The sequence below is a fragment of the Pseudomonas sp. PB106 genome, assembly GCF_009764645.1.
Classification (GTDB): domain Bacteria; phylum Pseudomonadota; class Gammaproteobacteria; order Pseudomonadales; family Pseudomonadaceae; genus Aquipseudomonas.
Genome location: NZ_RWIM01000151.1, coordinates 40,092 through 64,276, shown reverse-complemented (window position 1 = coordinate 64,276; position 24,185 = coordinate 40,092). Strand labels below are relative to the sequence as shown.

23 protein-coding genes are annotated in these 24,185 nt (G+C 58.8%); 14 read left to right on the top strand and 9 right to left on the bottom strand.

Translation table 11 applies throughout. The features are described from left to right. Nucleotides 1–342: 342 nt before the first annotated feature. Together EJA71_RS20110 and EJA71_RS20105 are read left to right on the top strand one after the other, a co-directional pair. On the top strand, nucleotides 343–1,236 hold the full coding sequence (locus EJA71_RS20110; RefSeq protein ID WP_158959348.1) for a sensor histidine kinase: 894 nt from the start codon (nucleotides 343–345) through the stop codon (nucleotides 1,234–1,236). Continuing rightward, entirely contained in the window at nucleotides 1,233–1,892 is a 660-nt protein-coding gene (locus EJA71_RS20105; RefSeq protein WP_126365105.1) for a response regulator transcription factor, read from the top strand. The genes EJA71_RS20110 and EJA71_RS20105 overlap by 4 nt, the downstream gene beginning before the upstream one ends. Here EJA71_RS20105 and yegS read toward each other — a convergent pair. Continuing rightward, complete coding sequence (yegS, locus tag EJA71_RS20100) at nucleotides 1,876–2,793, bottom strand: lipid kinase YegS (RefSeq protein WP_158959335.1); 918 nt, start codon at nucleotides 2,791–2,793, stop codon at nucleotides 1,876–1,878. The genes EJA71_RS20105 and yegS overlap by 17 nt on opposite strands. Nucleotides 2,794–3,108: 315 nt before the next feature. Between yegS and EJA71_RS27385 the strand changes: the two genes are divergently transcribed. Further along, on the top strand, nucleotides 3,109–3,417 hold the full coding sequence (locus EJA71_RS27385) for a hypothetical protein (protein WP_178113729.1): 309 nt from the start codon (nucleotides 3,109–3,111) through the stop codon (nucleotides 3,415–3,417). A 59-nt stretch (nucleotides 3,418–3,476) separates the two neighbouring features. Here EJA71_RS27385 and glp read toward each other — a convergent pair whose 3' ends face one another. Together glp and moaB are read right to left on the bottom strand one after the other, a co-directional pair. Continuing rightward, on the bottom strand, nucleotides 3,477–4,703 hold the full coding sequence (glp, locus tag EJA71_RS20090) for a gephyrin-like molybdotransferase Glp (protein ID WP_158959333.1): 1,227 nt from the start codon (nucleotides 4,701–4,703) through the stop codon (nucleotides 3,477–3,479). Next, entirely contained in the window at nucleotides 4,687–5,226 is a 540-nt protein-coding gene (moaB, locus tag EJA71_RS20085; RefSeq protein ID WP_122591925.1) for a molybdenum cofactor biosynthesis protein B, read from the bottom strand. Before moaB ends, glp begins: the two co-directional genes overlap by 17 nt. An 81-nt stretch (nucleotides 5,227–5,307) precedes the next feature. Between moaB and mobA the strand changes: the two genes are divergently transcribed. Both mobA and EJA71_RS20075 read left to right on the top strand, forming a co-directional pair. Then, on the top strand, nucleotides 5,308–5,910 hold the full coding sequence (gene mobA, locus EJA71_RS20080) for a molybdenum cofactor guanylyltransferase MobA (protein ID WP_158959332.1): 603 nt from the start codon (nucleotides 5,308–5,310) through the stop codon (nucleotides 5,908–5,910). A gap of 77 nt (nucleotides 5,911–5,987) precedes the next feature. After that, nucleotides 5,988–6,209 carry a YgdI/YgdR family lipoprotein gene (locus tag EJA71_RS20075; RefSeq protein ID WP_016770600.1) on the top strand — a complete coding sequence of 74 codons (222 nt, stop codon included), beginning with the start codon at nucleotides 5,988–5,990 and terminating at the stop codon, nucleotides 6,207–6,209. 80 nt (nucleotides 6,210–6,289) lie between these two features. Here EJA71_RS20075 and EJA71_RS20070 read toward each other — a convergent pair whose 3' ends face one another. From EJA71_RS20070 to EJA71_RS20060, 3 genes are all read right to left on the bottom strand, one after another. Continuing rightward, the gene (locus EJA71_RS20070; RefSeq protein WP_158959331.1) at nucleotides 6,290–7,180 is read right to left on the bottom strand and encodes a pseudouridine synthase; all 891 of its coding nucleotides are present in this window, start codon (nucleotides 7,178–7,180) and stop codon (nucleotides 6,290–6,292) included. 70 nt (nucleotides 7,181–7,250) lie between these two features. After that, on the bottom strand, nucleotides 7,251–7,568 hold the full coding sequence (locus EJA71_RS20065) for a transcriptional regulator (protein ID WP_003226726.1): 318 nt from the start codon (nucleotides 7,566–7,568) through the stop codon (nucleotides 7,251–7,253). A 110-nt stretch (nucleotides 7,569–7,678) separates the two neighbouring features. Then, nucleotides 7,679–7,915 carry a glutaredoxin family protein gene (locus EJA71_RS20060; RefSeq protein ID WP_158959330.1) on the bottom strand — a complete coding sequence of 79 codons (237 nt, stop codon included), beginning with the start codon at nucleotides 7,913–7,915 and terminating at the stop codon, nucleotides 7,679–7,681. Between the two features lie 209 nt (nucleotides 7,916–8,124). Here EJA71_RS20060 and EJA71_RS20055 point away from each other — a divergent pair, with 209 nt between their 5' ends. Beyond that, a complete protein-coding gene (locus EJA71_RS20055) occupies nucleotides 8,125–9,837 on the top strand; it encodes a monovalent cation:proton antiporter-2 (CPA2) family protein (protein ID WP_158959329.1) in 1,713 nt (570 codons plus the stop codon). Here the strand turns inward: EJA71_RS20055 and EJA71_RS20050 are convergent. Further along, nucleotides 9,834–11,042 (bottom strand): ammonium transporter, encoded by a 1,209-nt coding sequence (locus EJA71_RS20050; RefSeq protein ID WP_158959328.1) that lies wholly within the window; start codon nucleotides 11,040–11,042, stop codon nucleotides 9,834–9,836. The two genes, EJA71_RS20055 and EJA71_RS20050, sit on opposite strands and share 4 nt — an antisense overlap. 305 nt (nucleotides 11,043–11,347) lie before the next feature. Here EJA71_RS20050 and EJA71_RS20045 point away from each other — a divergent pair, with 305 nt between their 5' ends. The 8 genes from EJA71_RS20045 (at nucleotide 11,348) to EJA71_RS20010 (ending at nucleotide 22,667) form a co-directional block, all read left to right on the top strand. After that, the gene (locus EJA71_RS20045) at nucleotides 11,348–11,662 is read left to right on the top strand and encodes a YqjD family protein (RefSeq protein ID WP_122591936.1); all 315 of its coding nucleotides are present in this window, start codon (nucleotides 11,348–11,350) and stop codon (nucleotides 11,660–11,662) included. 2 nt (nucleotides 11,663–11,664) lie between these two features. After that, entirely contained in the window at nucleotides 11,665–12,051 is a 387-nt protein-coding gene (locus EJA71_RS20040) for a phage holin family protein (RefSeq protein WP_158959327.1), read from the top strand. Next, nucleotides 12,048–12,386, top strand: coding sequence for a hypothetical protein (locus EJA71_RS20035; protein ID WP_158959326.1), 339 nt, complete (start codon nucleotides 12,048–12,050; stop codon nucleotides 12,384–12,386). The genes EJA71_RS20040 and EJA71_RS20035 overlap by 4 nt, the downstream gene beginning before the upstream one ends. Before the next feature lie 122 nt (nucleotides 12,387–12,508). After that, on the top strand, nucleotides 12,509–13,672 hold the full coding sequence (locus EJA71_RS20030) for an EAL domain-containing protein (RefSeq protein ID WP_158959325.1): 1,164 nt from the start codon (nucleotides 12,509–12,511) through the stop codon (nucleotides 13,670–13,672). Between the two features lie 69 nt (nucleotides 13,673–13,741). Beyond that, a complete protein-coding gene (locus EJA71_RS20025) occupies nucleotides 13,742–15,070 on the top strand; it encodes a deoxyguanosinetriphosphate triphosphohydrolase (RefSeq protein WP_158959324.1) in 1,329 nt (442 codons plus the stop codon). A gap of 323 nt (nucleotides 15,071–15,393) precedes the next feature. After that, nucleotides 15,394–16,020, top strand: coding sequence for a response regulator transcription factor (locus EJA71_RS20020; protein ID WP_158959323.1), 627 nt, complete (start codon nucleotides 15,394–15,396; stop codon nucleotides 16,018–16,020). A gap of 8 nt (nucleotides 16,021–16,028) precedes the next feature. Then, nucleotides 16,029–19,673 (top strand): transporter substrate-binding domain-containing protein, encoded by a 3,645-nt coding sequence (locus EJA71_RS20015; protein ID WP_158959322.1) that lies wholly within the window; start codon nucleotides 16,029–16,031, stop codon nucleotides 19,671–19,673. A gap of 48 nt (nucleotides 19,674–19,721) precedes the next feature. Continuing rightward, complete coding sequence (locus EJA71_RS20010; RefSeq protein WP_158959321.1) at nucleotides 19,722–22,667, top strand: HD domain-containing phosphohydrolase; 2,946 nt, start codon at nucleotides 19,722–19,724, stop codon at nucleotides 22,665–22,667. Here EJA71_RS20010 and EJA71_RS20005 read toward each other — a convergent pair whose 3' ends face one another. Together EJA71_RS20005 and EJA71_RS20000 are read right to left on the bottom strand one after the other, a co-directional pair. After that, entirely contained in the window at nucleotides 22,668–23,150 is a 483-nt protein-coding gene (locus EJA71_RS20005) for a GAF domain-containing protein (RefSeq protein WP_158959320.1), read from the bottom strand. Continuing rightward, nucleotides 23,147–24,037 carry an ATP-binding protein gene (locus EJA71_RS20000; RefSeq protein WP_007908631.1) on the bottom strand — a complete coding sequence of 297 codons (891 nt, stop codon included), beginning with the start codon at nucleotides 24,035–24,037 and terminating at the stop codon, nucleotides 23,147–23,149. Before EJA71_RS20000 ends, EJA71_RS20005 begins: the two co-directional genes overlap by 4 nt. Nucleotides 24,038–24,185: the final 148 nt, after the last annotated feature.

Here is a 24,185-nt window from a genome sequence, read left to right as displayed (position 1 = left end):
TGTTAAGAACACGATTTCAGGCAACATCGATATCTATCGAAAACAAATAACCAGACTTTTTTCCATTATGGAACTAGCGTCCAAGCCAGTGTATTTCCTGACCCATTGGACATATATGGCGAGCGCGACCAACGGTATCTTAAGTGGTATTATGCCGCCCGTTAGTTGTCTTCGTATTAATGGCACAATGATTTCAATGTCCGGCATCGCCGAAGTTGACCGTCAAATAACGCTTATTCGACGTCATTGAAATCAATAACATAATTGACAGCATATTCAGACAGAGACTCGCCAGCCACCGGCCGGTCTGCCCGCAGCGAACATCCATTGGCTCCATCCGCTATGTACGCCAGCCTCAAGTCAATCACCACTTGGCCACCTTCCCGGGAAAATGCACGCCGGTTCACCCTCATTCTGAGTGTCGCAACCGCATTCGGCAGCCTGCTGACCTACGGGTTTTCCGCACAGCTTTGCCTGGGTCTGCTGCTGCTTAACGTTGCCGCTACCGCGTGTGTCTGGGTGCAATATCGCCTCTCGCGAAAATCAATCAAGTTCCAGCCTCAAGAACTCGCCGATCGCTTGCTGCAAGTCCAGGAAAACGAGCGGCACCGTCTCAGCCGTGAACTGCATGACGACATCGGCCAATTGCTGACAGCCGCCAAATTGCAAAGCGAGTGGCTCAAACGACGAATGCCGCAAGACTTGCAGGAACAATGCACCGCGCTGTGCGATACCCTCGAAGAAACCCTCAACAAAGTGCGCGATGTCTCGGCCATCCTCAATCCTCGCCAATTGACCAGCCTGGGTCTGGAAGCCAGCCTGCGCGCGCATTTGCTCAAGACATTGACCAACACCAACGTGCACTGGAGCCTCGATTGCCAGCAGCGCCTCAACGGTATCCCGGAAGAAATGGCCGTCGCCGCCTTTCGCGTCACTCAGGAGGCGGTGACCAATATCCTGCGCCACGCTCAGGCGAGCAATCTGCTGATTCGCGTGCAACGCCTGCCGCAAGGTCTGACGCTTTTGATCAGTGATGACGGCCAAGGTTTCGCACCCGCCGCCAATCCGGGGCGCGAAGGACAACGGGGGATGGCCGGGATGGTTGAGCGGATCGAACAACTGGGCGGCACCTTGACGGTCACCAGTGAGCCGGGCAAAGGCACACAAATCGAAGCACTTCTCCCCTGGGCGCCCCGAGCACTCGAACGGGCCAGTACCAATAAGGTTATGCGTTGACTTGTAACTTACTTCTGGTGGATGACCACTCGCTGATCAGGGCCGGCGTGCGCGCTCTGGTGCTGGATATTCCGGGCTACGCCGTGATTGGTGAAGCCAACGACGGCTCACAGTTGCTCGAAATGGTCGAGCAATTGGCGCCGGATATCGTCCTGCTGGATATCTCGATGCGCGAAACCGGCGGTCTTGAGGCTCTGCAGCGGCTCAAGCGGGTGCGCCCGCAAAGCAAAGTGCTGATCCTCTCGATGCACACCGATCCTGCGCTGATCATGCAGGCGCTGGAGTCCGGCGCCCATGGCTATCTGCTCAAGGACACCACCGCCACCGAGCTTGAGCACGCGCTGGACGCGTTACGCAACAATGAGCGTTACCTCAGCCCGGCCATCGCGCACACGGTGATCAACCAGGCCCTGACCCGCAATCAGAAACAGCAGCCGGAAGTCGCCGACTCACACAACCTGACCGCGCGCCAGCTGGAAATCCTGCGCCTGATCGTGCGCGGAAAATCCACCCGGGAAATCGCCAATGGCCTGGGCCTGAGCATCAAAACCGTCGAAACCCACCGCTCGCAGATCATGAAGCGTCTGCAAATCTACGACGTGGCAGGCCTGGTGCTGTTTGCCGTGCGCGAGCAGATCATCAGCCTTGATGACTGACCGGCGACTGACCGGACAACAACGGTGAGTCCTTCGGCAAATGCACCTGCAACGCCGCTGGACGCGCCTCGAAACGCATGCTCTCGCCTTCTAGTGGCTCACCGTCGAGATTGATGTAAAGCCCCTCGGCGACCTTGATTTCGACCCAGGGCAAACGGACTCGCACAAACATGCTGTCGATGCCGAACCCATCGCTCAGCAGGTTTTTCAGCGTACCAACCAACTCTTGTGGCGCCGGCAGAATGCTGATGTCCAACATTCCGTCGTCGACGACGGCATCGGGGCACAAGACATGCCCGCCGCCGGCCTGACGGCCATTGCCGATGCCCAATGCCAGCAGCTCGCCGCTCCAGTGAAAATCCGGTCCCTGCAACTCGCCATAAGCCGCATGCAACTCGCTGAATCGCGACAACCCGGTGAACAGATAGGCTGCACCGCCCAAGACCTTTTTCAAGTCCTCTGACGTGTTGGCGGTGACCTGACTGCCGAAGCCTCCCGTCGCCATGTTGAGGAAAATCTGCCCGCCAACTGCACCCAGATCGATGGCGGTCGGCGCTGTATCAAGCAGTTTCAGTGCATCAGCGGGCTCCAGCGGAATACCCGCTGCACGAGAAAAATCGTTGGCGGTGCCCAACGGCAAAAGCACCAGGCTGGCTTTTTGCGGATTCAATGCCAGTGCTTCGGCAATGTCACGCAAAGTGCCATCCCCGCCTCCAGCGATAATCTGCGTATAGCCGTCAGCCAAAGCCTCCGCCACCAGACGCTGAGCGTCGCCCGCCTCCCAGGTCAGTCGCACCGCCAACTCCCAGCCTTGCGCACGCTGGCTTTCTACCGCTTCGCGTACCGACTCGTTGAGTGCCTGCTTGCCATGCAGAATCAAAAGCGCCCTGCGTTCACTCATAACCGTTACTCCGCAAATGGATCGTGTGAAACATCTTGACCATTCAAGCCCGGAAAAAAGCCGCGAGATTCACAATAAATTCAAGCGCCTGGCTCGAGCGTCCTACAAGGCGGTATTTATTCTTACAAAACATACGGAAACGGCTTAATTGACCTGATCGGGTCAGTGGTTCACCGTGTGTCGGCGGTATCAAATTTCGATCAACAATACACAAGGATGTGCATGTAATGAGTGGATACACCCTTACAGATCTCATTAGCTTTGATAATGAGGTTCGCGGCAAATGTGCAATCGAATCGGTAGATGGATGTGCACATGCCAAGTCCTGAAGCCCGAAAATCAGTGAGCCCGGTTGCCCCATTCTGCGAAAGCCGCATCACGCAGAAATCCGATTTCACGGGCAGCGCCAAAACCACTGGAGAAGTTGATATGGAACCCCGTTTTGCCGAGCTGGAAACCCACCTCAAATACATCCGTCGCGACATGGACGAAGTCAGGGGTGACGTCAAAGCCATCAAGCATCGCCTGGCCTATTCAGCAGGAGCGACGGCAGTGGTGCTGGGCCTGTTGGGATGGGTGGCCAACAGCCGGTTCGATCAACTGGTTACCTTGATCGGTCACTGATGAACGGCCGTGCAGGCATCGACGTTGATTCGCCGCGCCTGCACTCTCGAAGCAAAGGCTTAGCCCAGAAGATCGCTCAGCGGAATGAAAACGACCTCATCTCCGGCGACCAATGTTCGGCCCTCCAGTACCTCAACCAAGCCATCGGCCCATGCCGCACTGCGCAGGACACCCGAGCTTTGATTGCGGTAAATAATGGCTCGCCCTTGTTCCAGACGCCCACGCAGATATTCACGACGGGTTCCCGCCTGCGGCCAGTCAAAACCGGCGGGGACAGGAAATTTCAAGGGCTCGATTTCCTTCACGCCTTGACGACGCAGCAGATAGGGACGAGCCAACAAAGCGAAGGTGACCAGCGTCGAAGCCGGGTTACCGGGCAAGCCGATCACCGGCACATCGCGAAAATGGCCGACGGTCAATGGTTTCCCGGGCTTGATGGCGAGTTTCCACAAGTCCAGTTCGCCCTCTTCTCTCAAGGCAATGCCAAGGAAGTCCGCTTCACCGACAGAGACGCCGCCCGTGGAGAGGATCAGGTCGACATCCTGCAACTCGCCCAATCGGGCACGGGTGGCAACCAGATCATCCGGCAGAATTCCGGCATCCACCACTTCGCATCCCAAGCGCTGCAGCCAACTGCACAGAACCACCCGATTGCTGTTGTAGATCTGTCCCGGCCCCAATGCCTGTCCCGGCTCAACCAGTTCGTCACCGGTAGACAGCACCGCGACCCGCACCTTGCGCACAACGTTGAGACCGGCGCAGCCCAAAGAGGCGGACAAACCTTGCTCAATCGGCCCCAATCGGGTTCCGGCCTGCAGAATCAGTTCACCGACCGTGGTCTCCTGACCTTGTGGGCGAATATTCTGCCCCACCGTCATGGTCTCGATGAAACGCACACGCCCATCGGCCTGAACCTCGGCGTTTTCCTGCATTTCCACACAATCGGCACCCGCCGGTACCGGCGCGCCGGTAAAGATTCGAGCGCACGTGCCTGGCAGCAACGGCTGGGGAGCCTGTCCGGCGAAGACTTTTTGACTGACCGGCAATGCCTCGCCCGTCCAGTCAGCCAGTTTCAAGGCATAGCCGTCCATGGCGCTGTTGGGCCAGGGCGGCAGATCCAAGGTCGAAATCAGATCTTCGGCCAGCACTCGCCCCTCGACCTGAGCCAACGGCAAATATTCGTGCGCGGTAATCGGTGAAGCTTGTGCCATGTCCAGCAGACGCGCCAATGCCGCCTCGACAGGCATCAGGCTGCCGGTCTTGCCCGGCTTACCCACGGGATTCACACGGCGCAGCCTGTTTGAGATGGGTGACGAAATTGCACGGACGGTGACGCGCATCCAGTTGCTCACCGAGAATGCCGTCCCATCCGGTCCGCACCGCGTTGGTCGAACCTGGCAGGCAGCACACCAGCGTGCCGTTGGCCAGGCCAGCGAGCGCCCGGGATTGCACGGTAGAGGTGCCGATATCGGCCACCGAGATTTGCCGGAACAACTCGCCGAAGCCATCCACTTGTTTGTCCAGCAAACAGGCAACGGCTTCCGGTGTGCTGTCACGCCCCGTAAAGCCAGTGCCACCGGTGATCAGCACCACCTGCACGACATCGTCGGCAATCCAGTTGGCGACTTGCGCGCGAATTTTGTACAAGTCATCTTTGAGCAACACCCGCTCGGCCAGGTTATGGCCTGCTGCGGTCAAGCGGTCGACGAAGACCTGGCCTGAAGTGTCGGTTTCCAGCGTTCGGGTGTCACTGACAGTCAGCACCGCAATATTGAGCGGCACGAAAGGTACATCAGCCTTGGCTTTCATAGGCTCGTCCAGTTGTAGGAGAAACAGCCCGGTGTTATATCACAGCGCCCCCTTTTTTTGCCGCCCCCATGGAGAGCTGCCATGCCGCTGAATTCGCAAATGCCACCGTGCTCCATTCTGCTCCTGGCCGGTGGACGCGGACAGCGCATGGGCGGCCAGGACAAGGGTTTGGTGCAATGGCTGGGTGAGCCTCTGATCGCTCATCTGCAGCGCAAGGTGCGCCCGCTGACCGACGACCTGATTATTTCCTGCAACCGTAATCGCGAATGCTATGCGCCGTTCGCGGATCAATTGGTGGTAGATGACGAAGTCGACTTCCCAGGGCCGCTGGCCGGCATTCGTGCAGGACTAAAGGCGGCGCGCCATACGCATTTGCTGGTTTTACCGTGTGATGTGCCACGCATCGACGAAGCTTTGCTGCAAAGCATGCGCGAAAGCGCCAATCTGAATCCTGAAAAACCTTTAATGTTGCGCCATGACGACCATTGGGAACCGTTGTTGTGCGTGATACCTGTGGCACTTGCAGCGGCTTTCGAAGAGGCCTGGAACGCCGGTGAACGCAGCCCCGGCCGGGTCATGCGTGGTCTCGGCGCCACTGCCCTGCAATGCCCGGACAACGACCCGCGACTGGCCAACCTCAACACCCCCGAACTGTTAAATTCGCACAACACTGTGTCAGACTGACAGCACTCAAGGAACTCTCACGCCTTGTATACGTCTCAAGCTCAGTAACCAAAAGAATTCCCATTCGGAGACACACCATGACTCAACGGACCCTCGCCACTTTCATGCTCGCACTGGGCCTGGCCACCCTCGCCGGTTGCTCCTCGCCTACAGTGATCACCTTGAATGACGGTCGCGAAATCCAGGCCGTCGACACCCCGAAATACGATGACGATTCGGGCTTCTACGAGTTCCAGCAACTGGACGGCAAAGAAACCCGCATCAACAAGGATCAGGTTCGTACCGTTAAAGAGCTGTAAGCTCTGCGTCGACACCGGATACAGAAAAGCCCGCATTTAATGCGGGCTTTTTCATGGGCGCTGGAAAGCGAGGCTCGACCTCACCACTGCAACGTGATGCGACTCTCGAATGCGCGTTCTTCACCGTTCACCGGATCGATAAACCGCAACCCTTGCGCCAGAAGCTTCAACGGATTGGCGTAGTCGTCCTCGATGTCCTTCAGCACGGTCGGATAGAACGGATCATTGCAGATGCTCGCACCCAACGCGGTCATATGGACACGCAGTTGGTGCTTTTTGCCGGTTACCGGAAACAGGCCATAGCGCCACAGGTCGCCATTTTTTTCGCGAACTTCCACGGCCGTCTCGGTATTGCTGAGACCCGGTCCTTCCTGCATGCGGAAAAACGGCTCGCCATCGACCAGCCGGCTCTTATGCACCAGCGGGAAATCCAGCTCGGGCAATGCCGGTGCGATCGCTTCATAGCGTTTGTCGATCTGCCGCGTCGGGAACAGTGATTGATACGCCGAACGGGTTTGTGGATTGGCCGAGAAAATCACCAGTCCTGCCGTATGCCGGTCGATCCGGTGCAGCGGCACCAGATGAGGATTGTCGAGACGACGGATCAGCCGCCGCAGCAAGGTTTGCTCGACATACTCCCCTGCCGGAGTCACCGGCAGAAAATGTGGCTTGTCGGCCACGACCAGATGCTCATCGGCATACAGAATCGACTCAACCACCGGAATCGGCTTTTCGTCTGGCACTTCACGAAAGTAATGAATGCGCAGGCCTTCCTTGTAAGGCAAATCCAGCGCGATGGGCTGACCCTGACCATCCAGCACACGACCACGGACTATCCGGTCCAGCCACTGCTCACGACTGATGGCACTGAAGTGTTCACACAAGCAATCGAGGACGGTCAGCCAATGGCCGGGCGGCAAGTACAGAGTGCTGGCCTGATTCTGTGCAGCAGAAAATGTTGATGTGGACATACGGAAATTCGGACCCTCAAGGCAGACCGGCATTATCCAACACTTGAGGGAGACGCACCTAGCGCAATCCTCAGGCCGGAATCGACTTCAGCGCCGCCGCTTCGGTGAACTCCTTGAGCCAGCGCAGCACGTCGACCGCCTCCCAGCGACCCGGGTCATACAACGCGTACAACAAGCCCTGATAGCCAACGACGTCCAGTTGTTTGTGGTAACCGGCGCGCTGAAACAAGGCTTCGATCTCGGCAAAGCAAGTGTTGAAATGCAGCTTGTTGAACGGTGTCTTGCCTTCCGTGACCAAGCCGTCCAGGCGCAATTCGAGAACGGCCTCGCGCACCACGTCAACCGACATCCGGTTTACGCTGTTCTTCAACTGTTCGACATTGACCACGGTTTATCCCTCTGACTCAATTACTGTACGGACATACAGTAACCGAATCGATCGGGGTGTGCCAAGGAATGGATAGAAAGTGACGATGAGCGGATCGACGCCGGATCGGCTCAACGCAAGAACGCCACCACCTGATCGGCACTGAAGGGCCAGTCCAACTCGGCGCCGGTATCGACGCGACGCAGAACCGGGATGCGCAGGCTGTAAGCCTCGAACCAGGATTCATCTTCAGCGATATCGATCAGCTCAACCAGCAGACCATGCTCGACAAAAGGCATCAGCTCGGCCTCAGCAACTTCGCACAGGTGACACCCCAGGGTGCCGAACAACTGACATTCAGGAGGCATGATGGCACAACCAAAAATAAGTGCGACTATTCTAGGCCCGGTGCGAAACCCCGTCGACCCGACCCCGCCCAAAGGTTTTGACCCATTGGCTGCAACCCCTCATGCAAAACCCTGACGCACATCAGTCCGCACAAATGCCGATTACGCGATGCTCCCGCTGTTTTTGCCTCTACGCTTGAGAGGCCGAAACCCTGACATCGGAGTGTCCAGTGTTTGCCAACCTGTTGATCATCCTCGCCTCGTCCCTCGTGGTGATTGCCCTGTTTCGTCGTCTGCGGCTGCCTCCCGTGCTGGGTTACCTGTGCGTGGGATTGCTGGTCGGGCCGAGTGCCTTTGATTGGGTCAACGAGAGCGAACACCTGCCTGATGTGGCGGAGTTGGGCGTGGTGTTTCTGCTGTTTTCCCTCGGCCTGGAGTTTTCCCTGTCGAAGATGATCGCGCTGCGCCAGGTGGTATTTCGCCTCGGCAGCCAGCAGGTGCTGATCAGCACCGCGCTGCTCGGTTTGCTGCTGATGCTGCTGGGGATGCCGCTGACGCCGGCGCTGTTGCTCGGCGCGGGGCTTTCACTGTCTTCGACGGCGATTGTCAGCAAAGAACTCGGCAGCCTCGGCGAGGTGTTCAGCAGCCATGGCCAGAACGCTATCGGCGTGCTGCTGTTTCAGGACGTGGTCGCGGTTTTACTGCTGACCCTGGTGCCCGTGTTCGCCGGGAGCAGCACCCATGCCTGGTATTGGGCGCTGCCGTTGACGCTGGCGAAAACCGTCGTCCTCTTCATCGGGCTGCTGCTCGCCAGTCGCTGGCTACTGCCACGGTTGTTTCAGGAAGTAGCCGCCTCGCGCTCGGCGGAACTGTTTGTACTGCTGGCTCTGGTGATCGTTCTGCTGACGGCGTGGCTGACGCATTTGCTGGGCCTGTCCCCGGCCCTCGGCGCATTTCTGGCCGGCATGTTGCTCGGTGAAAGCCACTATCGGCATCAGATCGAAGCCGATATCCGGCCGTTCCGCGACATCCTGCTCGGGGTGTTTTTCGTTAGCATCGGCATGCTCATCGACCTGCAACTGTTTGCCAGTCACGGCCTATTGATCCTCGGTCTCACCGTTGGCTTGATGGTGATCAAAGGTATCGTCGTGGCGCTGTTGGTGAAATGGCGTGGCAGTGACAGCGAAACCGCTTGGCGCAGTGGTCTGGCGTTGGCACAGGGCGGCGAGTTCTGCTTCGCGCTGATGGCGCAGATGCAGCAAAACAGCCAGCTTCCGGATCAACTGGGCGCCCTTTTACTAGCGGCAACATTCTGCTCGATGCTGCTGACACCGCTGCTGCTTCGCGCCGCGCCACGCATTGCCTCCGCCCTCCACCGCAAGCCCAATGAAGAAGCGCAGATCGAAGAAATCAGCGCCCTCAACGCCGACCTCGACAAGCACGTAGTGATTTGTGGCTATGGCCGCGTCGGCCAATCCATCGGCCGCTTTATGCGCAACGCCCGGCAACCTTACATCGCGCTGGACAACGACCCGGTGCGCGTCCAGGAAGCCGCGACTGGCGAGAGCGACGTGCATTACGGCGATTCGTCACGCGGCGATCTGCTGACCGCCGTCGGCTTGCTGCGCGCCAGGTTGTTGGTGATCGCCGTCGATCAAAGTGACGTCGCCCTGCGCATTCTCAAGGAAGCGCGCCGACTCAATGCTCATGTGCCGATTCTGGTGCGCACCCGCGATGACAGCCAGTGGGCGGAACTGAAATCCGCCGGCGCCACCGAAGTGGTGCCGGAGTTGCTGGAATCGAGCCTGATGCTCGCCTCTCACGCGTTGATCATGCTCGGCTTGCCGGCGCATCAAGTGCAGGAGAAAGTCGATCAAGTGCGGATCGACCGCTACCGTCTGCTGCACGGTTTTTATCCCGGTGCTGACGATGAGGAGACTTAGTCCTGGCTCACCGCGCCGATCTTGTGCAGCGACAGATCGGCGCCGTAATACTCTTGTTCCTGACTCAGGCGCAGCCCATGCAACGCCTTGATCGCGCCGTAAACGACGAAGCCACCGATCAACGCCACGGCGACGCCGAGTGCGGTGCCGATCAACTGGCTGATCAGGCTGACGCCGCCGAGACCACCGAGTGCTGTCTGGCCGAAGATGCCGCAGGCAATCCCGCCCCATACGCCGCACAAACCGTGCAATGGCCAGACGCCGAGCACATCGTCGATGCGCCATTTCACCTGCGCGGCGGTGAAGCACCAGACAAACAGCGCGCCGGCAATCGCACCGGTCACCAGCGCACCGACCGGATGCATCAGATCGGATCCCGCACAGATCGCCACCAACCCGGCCAATGGGCCGTTGTGCAGGAAGCCTGGGTCATTGCGCCCGACTATCAACGCCGCCATGGTGCCGCCGACCATCGCCATCAACGAGTTGACCGCCACCAGCCCGCTGACACCCTGCAGCGTCTGCGCGCTCATCACGTTGAAGCCGAACCAGCCGACAATCAGAATCCACGAGCCCAGTGCCAGAAACGGAATGCTCGACGGCGCGAACGCCACCAGGCGCCCGTCGCGATAACGGCCGTTACGCGGCCCGAGCAACAGCACCGCCGCCAGCGCCAGCCAGCCGCCCATGGCATGCACCACCACGGATCCGGCGAAATCATGAAATCCGGCACCAAACTGCGCCGCCAGCCAGGCCTGCAGGCCATAGTTGCCGTTCCAGATCATCCCTTCGAAAAACGGATAGATAAACGCCACGATCAACGCCGTTGCGCACAACTGCGGAACGAAGCGTGCGCGCTCGGCAATGCCGCCAGAAATAATCGCCGGAATCGCTGCAGCGAAGGTCAGCAGAAAGAAGAACTTCACCAGTCCATAGCCGTGATCGGCGTTCAAGACCGCCGCCGGTTGCATGAAGGTCGCGCCGTAGGAGATCCAATAGCCTATAAAGAAATAGGCCAGCGTCGAGACGGCGAAATCGCTGAGGATTTTCGACAAGGCGTTAACCTGGTTTTTCTGCCGGACCGTACCGACTTCCAGAAAGGCGAAGCCGGCGTGCATCGCCAGCACCATCACCGCACCGATCAGAATGAACAACGTGTTGGAGCTGTGGACCAGGGTGTCCACAGCGCTTTGCAGATTTTCCATAAACAGGCAGACCTAAAGGCGAAAAAGGCACCAAAGCGGTTCATGCGGGCATTTCATGCACCAACTTGCGACCGGGCAGTCACTGAATTGGACATCCAGCGAACTGCTTTGGCGCACAGGGTCGATGTCCTGACACGAACCGGGATCATTTGAGATAAGGTTTCTCAAGGCGCACGCCCGGCAACAGCGCACAACGGCCGGACGACGCACCACGACACAGCAAAAGTTGTACCAGTCATTTGTAATGAACCTTCGCGCAAGGCTCATACTCGAACGCTTCAGACGTCATTTACGGAGATCCACCCATGGCCAGCATCAAGGCAAAGACCGCTCAAGAAATCCTCATGAACGACTTCCAGACCCTGGTCGCCGACACCGAACGGTTGCTCGAGCACACCGCCACTCTGGCCGGCGATCAGGCAGATGAATTGCGCGAGCAGATCCACGACAGCCTGCTGCGCGCCCGGGAAACCCTGAAATTGACCGAAGACACGCTGCGTGAGCGCGGCCAGGCGGCTGTCACCGCCACCGAAGATTATGTGTCGGCTAATCCGTGGCAATCGGTGGGTATCGCTGCCGGTGTCGGCTTTCTGATCGGCCTGCTGGCCACGCGGCGCTGATCATGGCGATCGGTGAATCCGGCCCGGCTGCGGGCACCGCTTCCTCCACGCGGCGCTTGGGCGCCGCCGTTCTCGGTTTGCTGCACAGCCATGTCGAATTGTTCGGCATCGAGTTGCAGGAACAGAAATCGCGCACCGTCAGCCTGTTGCTGTTTGCAGGTTTGGCCTTGGTATTTGCCCTGTTGTTGCTGGTGGGGTTATCGACACTGGTCATGATCATCTTCTGGGACACCTACCGTCTGGCGGCGATCATTGGCCTGTGCGTCTTTTACACCCTGGCCTCGATCTTCTGCGGACTGCGCCTCAAAGCGGCGATTTTCGATGAGTCCTCGCCCTTCCACGGCACGCTCGAAGAGCTGGCCAACGACCGGGAGCGCCTGCTGCCATGAGCCTGACTGAACTGCCACACAACGGCTCACGCCGGGAAATGCGCAAGGCGTTGATTCGCCTGCGCATGGAGATGCATCGCCAGGAAATCCGCCATGAAACCGGGCAAGTGCTGCAGCCTCTGCAGCGCATGCGCGGCATGTCGCAGAATCTGCAAGGCGGCTTCGGCATCAAGCACGCGCCATTGTGGGGCGTAGCTGCAGTCACCCTGTTGGGCTTCATCACCGGCAAAGGTGCGAAAAGCGGCGGCGGTAGTGGCCTGACTCGACTGGTTCGTCTCGGCACGACCCTCGGGCCGCTGATCAAACTGGTCATGCAGAGCTCCAGCAAACGCTGAACGGATACATCTGGCTACATTCTTGCAACATCATCGGAATGAACCTCTTATCCGGAGGTTCAATCCCGTGTGCCTACCCGGTCGGCGGGGTTCATCAGAACAAGAACTACTAAGGAGGCCCCGTGATCGACGGGCAACCGCTCGCCTGCTTTCAGCCTTTCATCGATACCGCCACGGGACGTATTGCAGGCGTCGAAGCATTGGGTCGCTTGCGCCAGGCCGACGGCCAACTGACCTCGGTCGGACCGCTGTTCGCCGATCCGCGAACCCCCGCCATCGCCTTGCGCCGCCTCGACCGGCAGATCCGGGATAATGCGTTGAGCCGTCTGCACGAGGCACCATCCGACTGGTTTCTCAGTCTGAACATGTCGCCACGCTGGATCAGCCGTTTGCGTGCGGATCAGGCGCTGCCGAGTCTCAAGCAACTGGCGCGACACGATGTGGACCCTCAGCGCATCGTCTTCGAAATCACTGAATTAGGCGGCAATATTCAGCGCCTTGCCGACGTGGCCGGTCGCTATCGCGAGGCCGGCGCAAGAATCGCCATCGACGACTTCGGTGCCGGCTATTCGCAACTCGACCGTGTACTCGCCCTGCAACCGGACATCCTCAAACTCGACATGCGCCTGTTTCAGGCTGCCGCTTTGGGCGGCCCGAGCAGTGACGTCGTCAAGGCGCTCGCGCAGATGGCCGAGAAAACCGGCTGCTGGATTATTGCCGAAGGGGTCGAGACCGAGGCGCAGCTGAATTTCGCGCTCGAATGCGGCTCGCGTTATGTGCAGGGATTTCTCTTCGCCCGGGCGCAGGAAACGTTTTTCGCCGCCGATGCGTTCGTGCAACGTTTTGCAGAACTGCGCCAGCGCTACGTGCGGCAAAAGCTCGTCGAACGCGGACGATTGATGCAGATGCGCCAACAACTCAGTGAGCTGATGGCGATTCTGCAAGCTTGGGCGCAAACGCACGCGCCGTTGAGTGCCCTGCCACACCTTGAGGCTTTTCCGTGGTTGCTGCGGTTTTATCAATGCGACCGTCACGGTACGCAACTGACGCCCAACCTCGAATGGCGACACAACGGCTGGGTCGCGGACAATCGCTATCTGGGTCACAACTGGTCATGGCGCCCGTACTTCTATCACTTGCTCGCCGAAGGTTGGGATGAGCGGCGCCTGACGCTTTCCAACACTTACCGCGATGCCACCAGCAACCAGTATTGCCTCACTGCCGGGCAGTTTTTCGATAATGGTGAACGCCTGCTGTTGATCGACATTGATGCAGCGGGCCTGTAGTTCCCCTTGCAGGCGCCGGGCTGAACCGGGAAGCTAGGGCGATCAGTCACCAGACGGAGAGAACCAGCCTTGGATTGGCAAACCCTGCTCAACCGCGAACGTCTCGGCAAGCCGCTGCACAGCCCGCAGGAACTTGGCCGCAGCCCCTTTCACAAAGACCATGACCGCATCATTTTCTCCGGAGCCTTCCGGCGTCTGGGTCGCAAGACTCAGGTGCACCCGGTATCGAGCAATGACCATATCCACACCCGCCTGACCCACTCGCTGGAAGTCAGTTGCGTCGGTCGTTCGCTGGGCATGCGCGTCGGCGAAACCCTGCGCAGCGCCCTGCCCGACTGGTGCGATCCGGCCGATCTGGGCATGGTCGTACAATCGGCCTGTCTGGCCCACGACATTGGCAACCCGCCCTTTGGCCATTCCGGTGAAGATGCGATTCGTCACTGGTTTCAACAAGCTGCCGGCCGTGGCTGGCTGGACGGCATGAGCGAAGCGGAACGTGGCGACTTCCTCAATTTCGAAGGCAACGCCCAAGGGTTCCGCGTACTCACGCAGCTTGAATACCATCAGTTCGATGGGGGGACACGGCTGACCTACGCCACCCTCGGCACTTATCTGAAGTATCCGTGGACGGCACGCCACGCCGATTCTCTCGGCTACAAAAAGCACAAGTTCGGTTGCTACCAGAGCGAACTGCCGCTGCTCGAACAGATCGCCCACAAGCTTGGCCTGCCGCAACTGGAAGAACAGCGCTGGGCACGTCACCCGCTGGTGTATCTGATGGAGGCTGCCGACGACATCTGCTACGCGCTGATCGACCTGGAGGACGGTCTGGAGATGGATCTGCTGGAGTACGCCGAAGTCGAATCGCTGCTTTTGGGTCTGGTCGGTGATGATCTGCCGGAAACCTACCGCCAGCTCGGCCCACAGGATTCACGCCGGCGCAAACTGGCGATTCTTCGCGGCAAAGCCATCGAACATCTGACCAACGCCGCAGCGCGGGCATTTGTCGAGCAGCAGGATGCGTTACTCGCCGGCACGCTGCCGGGTGATCTGGTGGAACACATGCACGGTCCGGCCAAACGTTGCGTGTTGAATGCCAAAGACATCGCCCGCAAGAAAATCTTTCAGGATAAACGCAAGACGCTGCATGAAATCGGCGCCTACACCACGCTGGAAATCCTCCTGAACGCCTTCTGCGGGGCGGCCCTGGAACAACACAACGGCCGCACGCCGTCGTTCAAAAGCCGCCGGATTCTCGACCTGCTCGGCAACAATGCGCCAGACCCGAACGGTCCGTTGCACACGTCGTTCCTGCGCATGATCGACTTCATCGCCGGCATGACGGACAGCTACGCCAGTGACATGGCCCTGGAAATGACCGGTCGCTCCCACCACTGAAACCGCACGACTCGACCGACCCATAAAGGGTCAGTCGAGCACGTTCGGCAGTATTAAACAGCGCATTTGCGAACAGATCGAACCCCCGCGCTTAAACAAATAACAACATAACGGGCGCAGTGTCTTCTCCAAGACAAGTTTCGCACCTTCACCTCTAAAAATAGTCGTGCCTACTTACGTATGACCCGGCGCAGTAGTAGGCCCAGTCCTTTTTAATTGTAGGACTTTTCCCATATAGCCTCTAAGGCCACCTTGGTCCCTGCGACCACTCATTCAACTGAGCTAAGGTGCGCGCTTTATTCGTGCTTGTATGGGATTTGATTATGAACTCCGTTTTTATCGTCGACGATCACCCGGTCATACGGCTTGCCGTCCGAATGTTGCTGGAGCATGAGGGGTACAAGGTCGTTGGCGAGACCGACAATGGGGTCGATGCCATGCAAATGGTTCGCGAATGCACGCCTGATCTGGTCATTCTCGACATCAGCATTCCCAAGCTTGACGGCCTTGAGGTGCTGGCCCGCTTCAACGCAATGGGTTCCCCCCTGAAAATCCTTATCCTGACAGCGCAATGCCCGACCTTGTTCGGCATCCGATGCATGCAATCGGGCGCATCGGGATATGTGTGCAAACAGGAAGACTTGAGCGAACTGGTCAGTGCGATCAAAGCGGTACTTTCCGGTTACAACTATTTCCCCAGCCAGGCGTTGAACCCGGTGCGCAGCGATGATGCGCGCTATACCGAACTTGAACTATTCAAAGCCGTCAATGATCGCGAACTGATGGTGCTGCAACTATTTGCCCAGGGGCGAACTAACAAGGAAATCGCCAAAGGCATGTTCCTCAGTAATAAAACCGTCAGCACTTATAAAAAGCGTCTCATGCAAAAACTGAAAGCCAAGTCCCTTGTAGAACTTATCGAAATGGCCAAACGCAACGCACTCGTGTGAGAGGCAACATGCCCAGTCGATTGAAGGATTATCTGACTGCATTAAGCACTTTTCTGTGCTTGTGCATTCCCTTGTACAGCGTGGCCGACACCTCGTCAGACTTCGCCTTGTTGAGTCGTTCGGCGAGCGAGTCGGTGCAGGTTCTGTTCGAGGCTTCGCAACGGCAATGGCTACAGAGCCGCCATGAATTGATCCTGGGAACCTCCGCACCTGATTACCCACCCTTCGACATGACGGTCAGCGGACGCGATTACGAAGGATTGACCGCCGATTACGCGGGACTGCTCAGCCAAGCCACGTTGTTACCGATCCGCATCCACCGCTTCCCTTCTCGGGATGACGCGATCCGGGCACTGGTGGACGGGCAAATCGACATGCTCGGCACCGCAAACGGCTTCGAAGCCGGCAACGCCAGACTCGCACTGTCGCAACCCTACGCCATCGACCAGCCCGTCCTGGTCACCCGTGAAAGTGAGACCCGCAGCCTCAGTGAGGGCCTGGCCGGAATGCGCCTGAGCATGGTCTACCACTATCTGCCGCTGGCCGAAGTCAAAGCGCTGTATCCCAAGGCGCTGATCACCTGCTATCCGTCCTACCAGAACGCGATCAATGCGGTGGCTTTCGATCAGGCCGATGTGTTCCTCGGCGACACCCTCTCCACCCATTACATGATCAACAAGGGTTACCTCAACAACGTGCGCATGGCCAATTTCGGCAAGCAGGAAGCCAATGGTTTCAGCTTTGCAGTGCGCCGCGACAACACCTCGCTGCTGGGCATCATCGACAACGTGATCAAAGCCGTACCCCGTAGCGAACGCGACAATATCGCCAAACGCTGGAGTGCCGGCAGTGACCTGCTGCTGACCGATCAGAAACTGCAACTGACCGGGCGCGAGGAGGAGTGGCTCCAGCGCCACCCGGTGGTCACCGTGGTGGCGAACGAGGCTTTTGCACCGCTGACATTCTTCGACAGCGACGGCAATCTGCGCGGCATCAGCGCTGATCTGCTGGAGTTGATTCGCCTGCGCACCGGCCTGCGCTTTCAGATCCAGCGCAGTCGTAACGACGCCGAAATGATCAAACAGATCGACGATCATCAGGCTGATCTGATCGCGGCGCTGTTGCCGACCGCGCAACGCGAAAAGACGTTGAATTACAGCCGGCCCTATCTGGAGAACTCTTACGTCCTGTTGACCCGCAGGAGTGCCGACAGCCCCTCGCATCTGGGTCAGCTCAAGGACAAGCAACTGGCGATCGCGCAGGGTAATCCCATGGTCGAATATTTGCGCCGAGAGTTTCCACGTATTCACTTGGTCGAGACACCGGATACCTTCAGCGCCGTATCCATGCTTGCCGATGGTCGCGTCGATGGCACCGTGAACTCGCTGGTTATTGCCAACTATTTCATCTCCTCGCAGATCTTTGAGCAACCGTTACAGATCACGACCACCATCGGTACCGGACAGGCCGCGTTCTCACTGGCCACCGCTCGCGATAACCCTGAGCTGGCGTCGATCCTCGACAAGGCATTGTTAAGCATTGCCCCTGAAGAGCTTGGCGTCATCAATGGCCGCTGGCGTGGTTACTCGGCCGCATCGCAAAGCGCATGGCGCAATTATCAGAGATTGTTCTATCAGGTAGTGCTCGGTGCATGTCTGCTGCTTTTGTTGCTACTCGCGTGGAACGCCTACATGCGACGCCAGATCAATCAGCGCAAGGCCGCCGAACGTGCCTTGGGCGATCAATACGAATTCATGCGTTCACTGGTCAATGGCACGCCGCATCCGATCTACGTCCGCGACCGCGCGGGGCTTTTACAGAGTTGCAACGACAGTTACCTGCAAGCGTTCAACGCCCGGCGAGAAGATGTGATCGGCAAAAGCGTGATGGAAGGTTCACTGAGCAATGCTTTCGAAGCACGGACCTTCCAGGCCGATTACCAGCGCGTGATTACCGAGGGCCGATCGCTGGTGCTGGATCGACCGCTGCACATCGGCAGCCAACGCCTGACGATCTATCACTGGATTCTGCCTTACCGTGATTCCAGCGGCGATGTTCAAGGCATTATCGGCGGCTGGATCGACATCAGTGAACGCCGGCAGCTGCTCGACGATCTGCGCGCTGCCAAGGAACAGGCCGACGACGCCAATCGCGCCAAGAGCACGTTCCTCGCGACCATGAGCCATGAAATCCGTACCCCCATGAATGCCGTGATCGGCATGCTGGAACTGACCCTCAAACGCATGGCCCGGGAACATCCCGATCGCTCATCGATCGACACCGCCTACCAGTCGGCCAAGGATTTGCTCGGATTGATCGGCGACATTCTCGATATCGCCAGAATCGAATCAGGGCGTTTGAGTCTGGTGCCCGAGCGGGTCAATCTCGTCGACACGGTCAACGCCGTGGTACGCATCTTCGACGGTCTGGCCCGGCAGAAAACCCTGTCCCTGCTGCTGACCGTCAATCCGCCGGAGCTCGCGGTCGATGTGTGCCTCGATCCGCTGCGCTTCAAACAGGTGTTGTCCAACCTGGTCAGCAATGCCATCAAATTTACCGAACAGGGTCAGATCAGGGTAACCCTCGATCTGATACCCGGCGACGAGCCTGCACACGCGCTCGTCCAGTTAACAGTGCAAGACAGCGGTGTCGGCATCAGTGCCGAGGATCAGCAACGTTTGTTCGAGCCGTTTGCCCAGGCCGACAGTGGCAGTCAACGCAGCCGAAGCGGCGCAGGACTGGGTCTGGTCATCAGCCGCAACCTGTGTGAAATGATGGGCGGCCAGTTGCTCTTGAGCAGCCACCCCGGGATTGGCACCCGGGTAATCATGTCCCTGCCGATGCAGACCTTTGCCGCCGAAGCGGCGCCGCGAAAAACCGAACCTGCCATCCAGGCATCAGACACCCCTTTGAATGTGCTGGTGGTTGACGATCATCCGGCCAACCGCTTGCTGATGTGTCAGCAACTGGAGTTTCTCGGTCATCGCTTCAGCATCGCCGAGGAAGGGCGTAGCGGTTTCGAGCAATGGCAAAAGGATCGCTACGATCTGGTGATCGCTGACTGCAACATGCCGTTGATGAATGGCTACGAACTGACCCGCGCCATCCGCCAGCACGAACAACAGAACCGGCAACCAGCATGCATTGTGCTCGGATTCACCGCCAATGCCTTGCCTGAAGAAGTGCAACGCTGCAAACAGGCGGGAATGGACGATTGCCTCTTCAAGCCGTTGAGCTTGAGCGTCTTGAGCGAATGGGTCGGAGGAGTACAGCCGGCGGCGCGCAGTCCTGCCTTCAACTTTGACGGTTTGAGTCTGCTGACCGGGGGCAACCCGATCCAGGCGTTGCGACTGATGACTGAGCTGCTCAACAGTAATCGCGTCGATCGTCAGGAGTTGCTGGCATTGTCCGCTGAAAACGATCGCGAGGCACTCGCGCTGATCGCCCACAAAATCAAGGGCGCAGCACGCATCGCTCAGGCAAAACAGCTCATCGACTGTTGCGATGCCCTTGAGCAAGCCTGTGAGCAGGCAATGTCCGCCCACGAGATCAGTCAGCGACGCGAAGCGAGCAGCCTGGCGATGCTCGATCTGGAGCAAGCACTGCAGCAACAATTGACCCTGACCGGGCAAAGCAGAATGAGCGGGGCTTAACTATGCTTGGACGCTGAGCAGTGAGTTAAACATCATGGAGAGTCCGAAATGCCCAGCCCACTGCGCCCGGAGCAACGCCGGTTTCCGCTGCACGTGCACATCAGTGTCATGTTCACCTTTCTCTTGTTGCTCACCGGCGTGGTGCTCGGTCTGTTCCATTATCGCCAGACCACGCAGATCATCCTCTCAAGCAGTGAAAAGCTGTTTGAAAGGATCGAACAGGATGTGCGCCTGGACATGGCGGCCACCTATCAGCCGATCAGGCACTTGCTCAGTCTGCTGGCGGACAACCCGGCCAGTCAGGCGACGAATCTCGAACAACGCTTGCCCTTGCTCAGGCCGTTCAGCCAGTCGCTCACCGATAATCCAACCCTCGCCTCGCTATACCTGGGTTATGCCAATGGCGACTTCTTCATGGTGCGACCGCTGCGAACGGCCGCACTCCAATCCCTGCTCCACGCACCCGACGGGGCCGCTTATCAGGTCTGGAGCATCGAACACGACGCCCAAGGCAGGCAGCACTCGCAATCGCTGTTCTTCGATCAGGCTCTGACGCCCATCAGCCGCCAGGACAACCCCGACGATGCCTACGATCCACGCAGTCGCGCCTGGTTCCTCGACGCGCGCCGACAATCTGAACAGATCACCACCGAACCCTATGTGTTTTTCTCCACGCACAATGTCGGCACCACCCTGGCCCGACGCAGTGGCGACAACGCGGTGATTGGCGCAGACCTGACGCTGGCGACCCTGTCTGCCACGTTGAGCAAGCACGTGGTGACGCCGTCCACCGAGATTGCGCTGTTCGATGCTGAGGGTAACGCGGTGGCTTATCCCGACAGCAGTCGATTGATCGTCGATGATCGCACCGCGCATCTGGCCAAAGTCGCCGACCTGAGTCCAAGCCTGCACGCGCTGCTCAACGGCGATCACAAAGGCAATCGCCTGCAAGCTGATGAACGCCAATGGATCGTCGCCCGCAGCAACATTCAAGAGGGTGGCCCGAAAGGCCTGCAACTGGCGCTCCTGGTGCCGGAGGACGAATTACTGGTCGATGCCTACCGCCTGCGCTGGCAAGGCGCGCTGATCACTTTGGCAACGCTGCTGCTGTGTCTGCCTCTGGGCTGGCTGATTTCCCGGATTCTGGTCAAACCTCTGCACGCTTTGGTCAAGGAAGCCGATGCAATTCGCAGCTTCGACTTCAACTTTCCCCTCGCACGGCGTTCGCCAGTGCTTGAGGTCGACCAGTTGAGCCTGTCGATGGCGCGCATGAAGGACACCCTGGCGAGCTTCTTCCGTATCACCGACACCCTCGGCGCGGAAACCCGTTTCGCGCCGCTGCTGCAGCGAGTGTTGTTCGAAACCGTGCAGATCGCTCAGGCTCAGGCGGGATTGATCTACCTGCGCGAAAGCGATGGCAATCGTATGGAACCTTATGGATTGGTCATCGACGGCGCTCCTCAAGCGTTGGAGACCTTCGACATTCAGGGACACGATCTACAAAAAAACAGCGGCCCGACATGGTTTCAGCAATTGGTCGGCAGCAACAATGTAGTGAGCAACTTCGGTTACGATCAGGCCGGGGATCTGCAGAAAGTCCTGTCGGCCATGCAGGCGCCACGGGTCCACTTGATCGGCATCCGCCTGCATAACCGCCACGACGAAACCATTGGTTTGCTGATCCTGTTGGTCAACGACAGTGGCGCACCAGCCGATCTGGAAAAACTGCGACCTGATCGCATTGCGTTCTTGCAAGCGGTGTCCGGCGCTGCGGCGGTCAGTATCGAAAGCCAGCGCCTGCAAGCCAGACAAAAGCAGTTGCTCGATGCCTTCATTCAATTGCTCGCCGGCGCCATCGACGCGAAAAGCCCCTACACCGGCGGCCATTGTCAGCGCGTGCCGGAACTGACGCTGATGCTCGCCCAAGCCGCGGCCGCCAGTCAGGCGCCGGCCTTCAGCGCCTACCAGCCGACCGAAGATGAGTGGGAAGCCCTGCATATCGCTGCCTGGCTGCACGATTGCGGCAAGGTCACCACACCCGAATACGTAGTCGACAAAGCCACCAAACTCGAAACCATCAACGACCGCATTCACGAAATCCGCACCCGCTTCGAAGTGCTCAAGCGTGATGCCTGGATCGATTACTGGCAGGCGCTGGCCAAGGGCGGGGATGAGACGGTGCTGAGCCAGGCACGCAACGCCACACTGGCGGCGCTGGACGAGGATTTTGCCTTCGTTGCCCGCTGCAATCTGGGCGGTGAAGCCATGGCCGCAGCCGATCTGCAGCGCCTCGATGGCGTGGCCCGGCGCACTTGGTTGCGCACATTGGATGATCGTCTGGGCGTGTCGTGGGAGGAAAACAAGCGTCAGTCCCGCACACCCGCGCCCAGCTTGCCGGTCAGGGAAAACCTGCTGGCGGACAAGCCTGAGCACTTGCTCGAACGCGATGTGAACGAACTGATCCCCGAGGACAATCCGTGGGGTTTCAAACTGGATGTGCCGCGCTACAAATACAATCGCGGCGAGCTGTACAACCTGAGCATCGCTCGCGGTACGCTGACCCGTGAAGAGCGCTACATCATCAACCACCACATGGTGCAGACGATCATGATGCTCAGCCACCTGCCCTTCCCCGGTCACCTCGAAAGCATCGCCGAAATTGCCGGCGGCCATCATGAAAAAATGGACGGCACCGGTTATCCGAAACGTTTGAAGCGCGAAGAAATGAGCCTGCCGGCAAGAATGATGGCGATTGCCGATATTTTTGAAGCGCTGACGGCCGCCGATCGACCGTACAAGAAAGCCAAATCATTGAGCGAGGCGCTGGGCATCATGGCGACGATGTGCCGCGAGGCGCACATCGATGCGCAGCTGTTTGGCCTGTTCATCAACGAGGGTGTGTACATGCAGTACGCCAGCCGTTTTCTCGACCCACAGCAGATTGACGCCGTGGATCCGGCCAGCCTGCTGCACAAGGCTGGCCTTACCGCGTGATCAGCAGTCGGTCAGACGCAGAAAGATCGCGGCCAGTTGCTCGATGCCGACCTGATCGTCAGCGCCAAAACGCGCCAGTTTCGGGCTGTCGAGATCGAGCACACCGATCAGGCGGCCGCCCTTGACCAGCGGTACGACCAGTTCACTGTTCGATGCGCTGTCGCAAGCGATATGCCCGGGAAACGCGTGAACGTCTTCAACCCGCTGGGTCTGCAAGGTGGCTGCCGCTGCGCCGCAAACACCGCGACCGAATGGAATGCGCACACAAGCGATCTGCCCCTGAAACGGGCCGAGCACCAGTTCCTCGTTGCGATTGAGGTAGAAACCCGCCCAGTTCAAGTCATCGAGCTGGTTGAACAGGAACGCCGAAAACTGTGCGGCATTGGCGATGAAGTCGCGCTCGTCCGCCAGCAGCGATTCCAGTTGTGCGGCCAACATGCCATAGCCTTCGAGGCCCTGGCCGCTTTGTTGCAAATCAATCATGCCTTGTGCTCCAACAATTTCAGTCCCACCCAGTAACGGGCGAATTGGTACGCGCAACGTCCGTTGCGATTACCGCGGCCGGTGGCCCAACGCACGGCAAGGATGTCCAGTTCTTCGTCGCGCTGCCAGCTCAGGCCGGCCTTGGCGGCCAACTGGCCGATCCAGTGTTCGACGACATTGAGGAAGTGTTCTTGGGTAAACGGATAAAACGACAGCCACAGACCGAACCGGTCCGACAGCGCTATTTTGTCTTCCACGGCTTCGCTTGGGTGCAGTTCGCCGTCGACGCGCTTCCAGTTTTCGTTATCGCTTTCCTTTTCCGGCACCAGATGGCGACGGTTGGAAGTGGCGTACAGCAAGACGTTATCCGGCGCCTGTTCAAGCGAGCCGTCGAGCACGCTTTTGAGGACGCGGTAATCGCCTTCACCGGACTCGAACGACAAATCATCGCAAAAAAGTACAAATCGTTGCGGCAGCTTTCCGATCTGCTCGACCACGCGAGGCAGGTCGGCCAGATGATCACGCTCGATCTCGATCAGACGCAGACCTGCCGCGGCGTGTTCCGCCAGCAGCGCGCGCACCAGCGAGGATTTTCCCGTGCCGCGCGAGCCCCACAGCAATGCGTGGTTGGCCGGCATGCCGTCGAGGAATTGTTGAGTGTTGCGCCCCAGTTGTTCGAGCTGACGGTCAACACCGATCAGGTCGGACAGGCGCATATCGAGGCTGACTTCCAGCGGCAGCAAATAACCGCTGCGCCCGTCGCGCTGCCAGCGTGCAGCCAGACAGGTGCCCCAGTCGATAACCGGACGTGGTGCCGGCAGCAACGGTTCGATCCGCGCCAGAACCGACTCGGCGCGTTCAAGAAAAGCATTCAATCGGGAATCCACGTCTTCTCCTCGGGCACTTTCACAGTGATGATGGCGATCCAGCAACGACCCACAGATCAAAATTCCCGCGCGGCGCCTTGTTACAAGGCGATTCGGGAACCTCGGTATCCATACATGATCGACTATGCTTGAGCAGCGAAGGGAAACG

What these genes read in the sequence shown, in the direction of transcription:
- EJA71_RS20040 (WP_158959327.1), top strand. Translation starts at nt 11,665, where the DNA reads ATGGCGATCGGTGAATCCGGCCCGGCTGCGGGCACCGCTTCCTCCACG.
- EJA71_RS20060 (WP_158959330.1), bottom strand. Translation starts at nt 7,915, where the DNA reads ATGCCTCCTGAATGTCAGTTGTTCGGCACCCTGGGGTGTCACCTGTGC.
- yegS (WP_158959335.1), bottom strand. Translation starts at nt 2,793, where the DNA reads ATGAGTGAACGCAGGGCGCTTTTGATTCTGCATGGCAAGCAGGCACTC.
- EJA71_RS20075 (WP_016770600.1), top strand. Translation starts at nt 5,988, where the DNA reads ATGACTCAACGGACCCTCGCCACTTTCATGCTCGCACTGGGCCTGGCC.
- mobA (WP_158959332.1), top strand. Translation starts at nt 5,308, where the DNA reads ATGCCGCTGAATTCGCAAATGCCACCGTGCTCCATTCTGCTCCTGGCC.
- EJA71_RS27385 (WP_178113729.1), top strand. Translation starts at nt 3,109, where the DNA reads ATGCCAAGTCCTGAAGCCCGAAAATCAGTGAGCCCGGTTGCCCCATTC.
- EJA71_RS20050 (WP_158959328.1), bottom strand. Translation starts at nt 11,042, where the DNA reads ATGGAAAATCTGCAAAGCGCTGTGGACACCCTGGTCCACAGCTCCAAC.
- EJA71_RS20070 (WP_158959331.1), bottom strand. Translation starts at nt 7,180, where the DNA reads ATGTCCACATCAACATTTTCTGCTGCACAGAATCAGGCCAGCACTCTG.
- EJA71_RS20005 (WP_158959320.1), bottom strand. Translation starts at nt 23,150, where the DNA reads ATGATTGATTTGCAACAAAGCGGCCAGGGCCTCGAAGGCTATGGCATG.
- EJA71_RS20020 (WP_158959323.1), top strand. Translation starts at nt 15,394, where the DNA reads ATGAACTCCGTTTTTATCGTCGACGATCACCCGGTCATACGGCTTGCC.
- EJA71_RS20045 (WP_122591936.1), top strand. Translation starts at nt 11,348, where the DNA reads ATGGCCAGCATCAAGGCAAAGACCGCTCAAGAAATCCTCATGAACGAC.
- moaB (WP_122591925.1), bottom strand. Translation starts at nt 5,226, where the DNA reads ATGAAAGCCAAGGCTGATGTACCTTTCGTGCCGCTCAATATTGCGGTG.
- EJA71_RS20035 (WP_158959326.1), top strand. Translation starts at nt 12,048, where the DNA reads ATGAGCCTGACTGAACTGCCACACAACGGCTCACGCCGGGAAATGCGC.
- EJA71_RS20010 (WP_158959321.1), top strand. Translation starts at nt 19,722, where the DNA reads ATGCCCAGCCCACTGCGCCCGGAGCAACGCCGGTTTCCGCTGCACGTG.
- EJA71_RS20110 (WP_158959348.1), top strand. Translation starts at nt 343, where the DNA reads ATGTACGCCAGCCTCAAGTCAATCACCACTTGGCCACCTTCCCGGGAA.
- EJA71_RS20015 (WP_158959322.1), top strand. Translation starts at nt 16,029, where the DNA reads ATGCCCAGTCGATTGAAGGATTATCTGACTGCATTAAGCACTTTTCTG.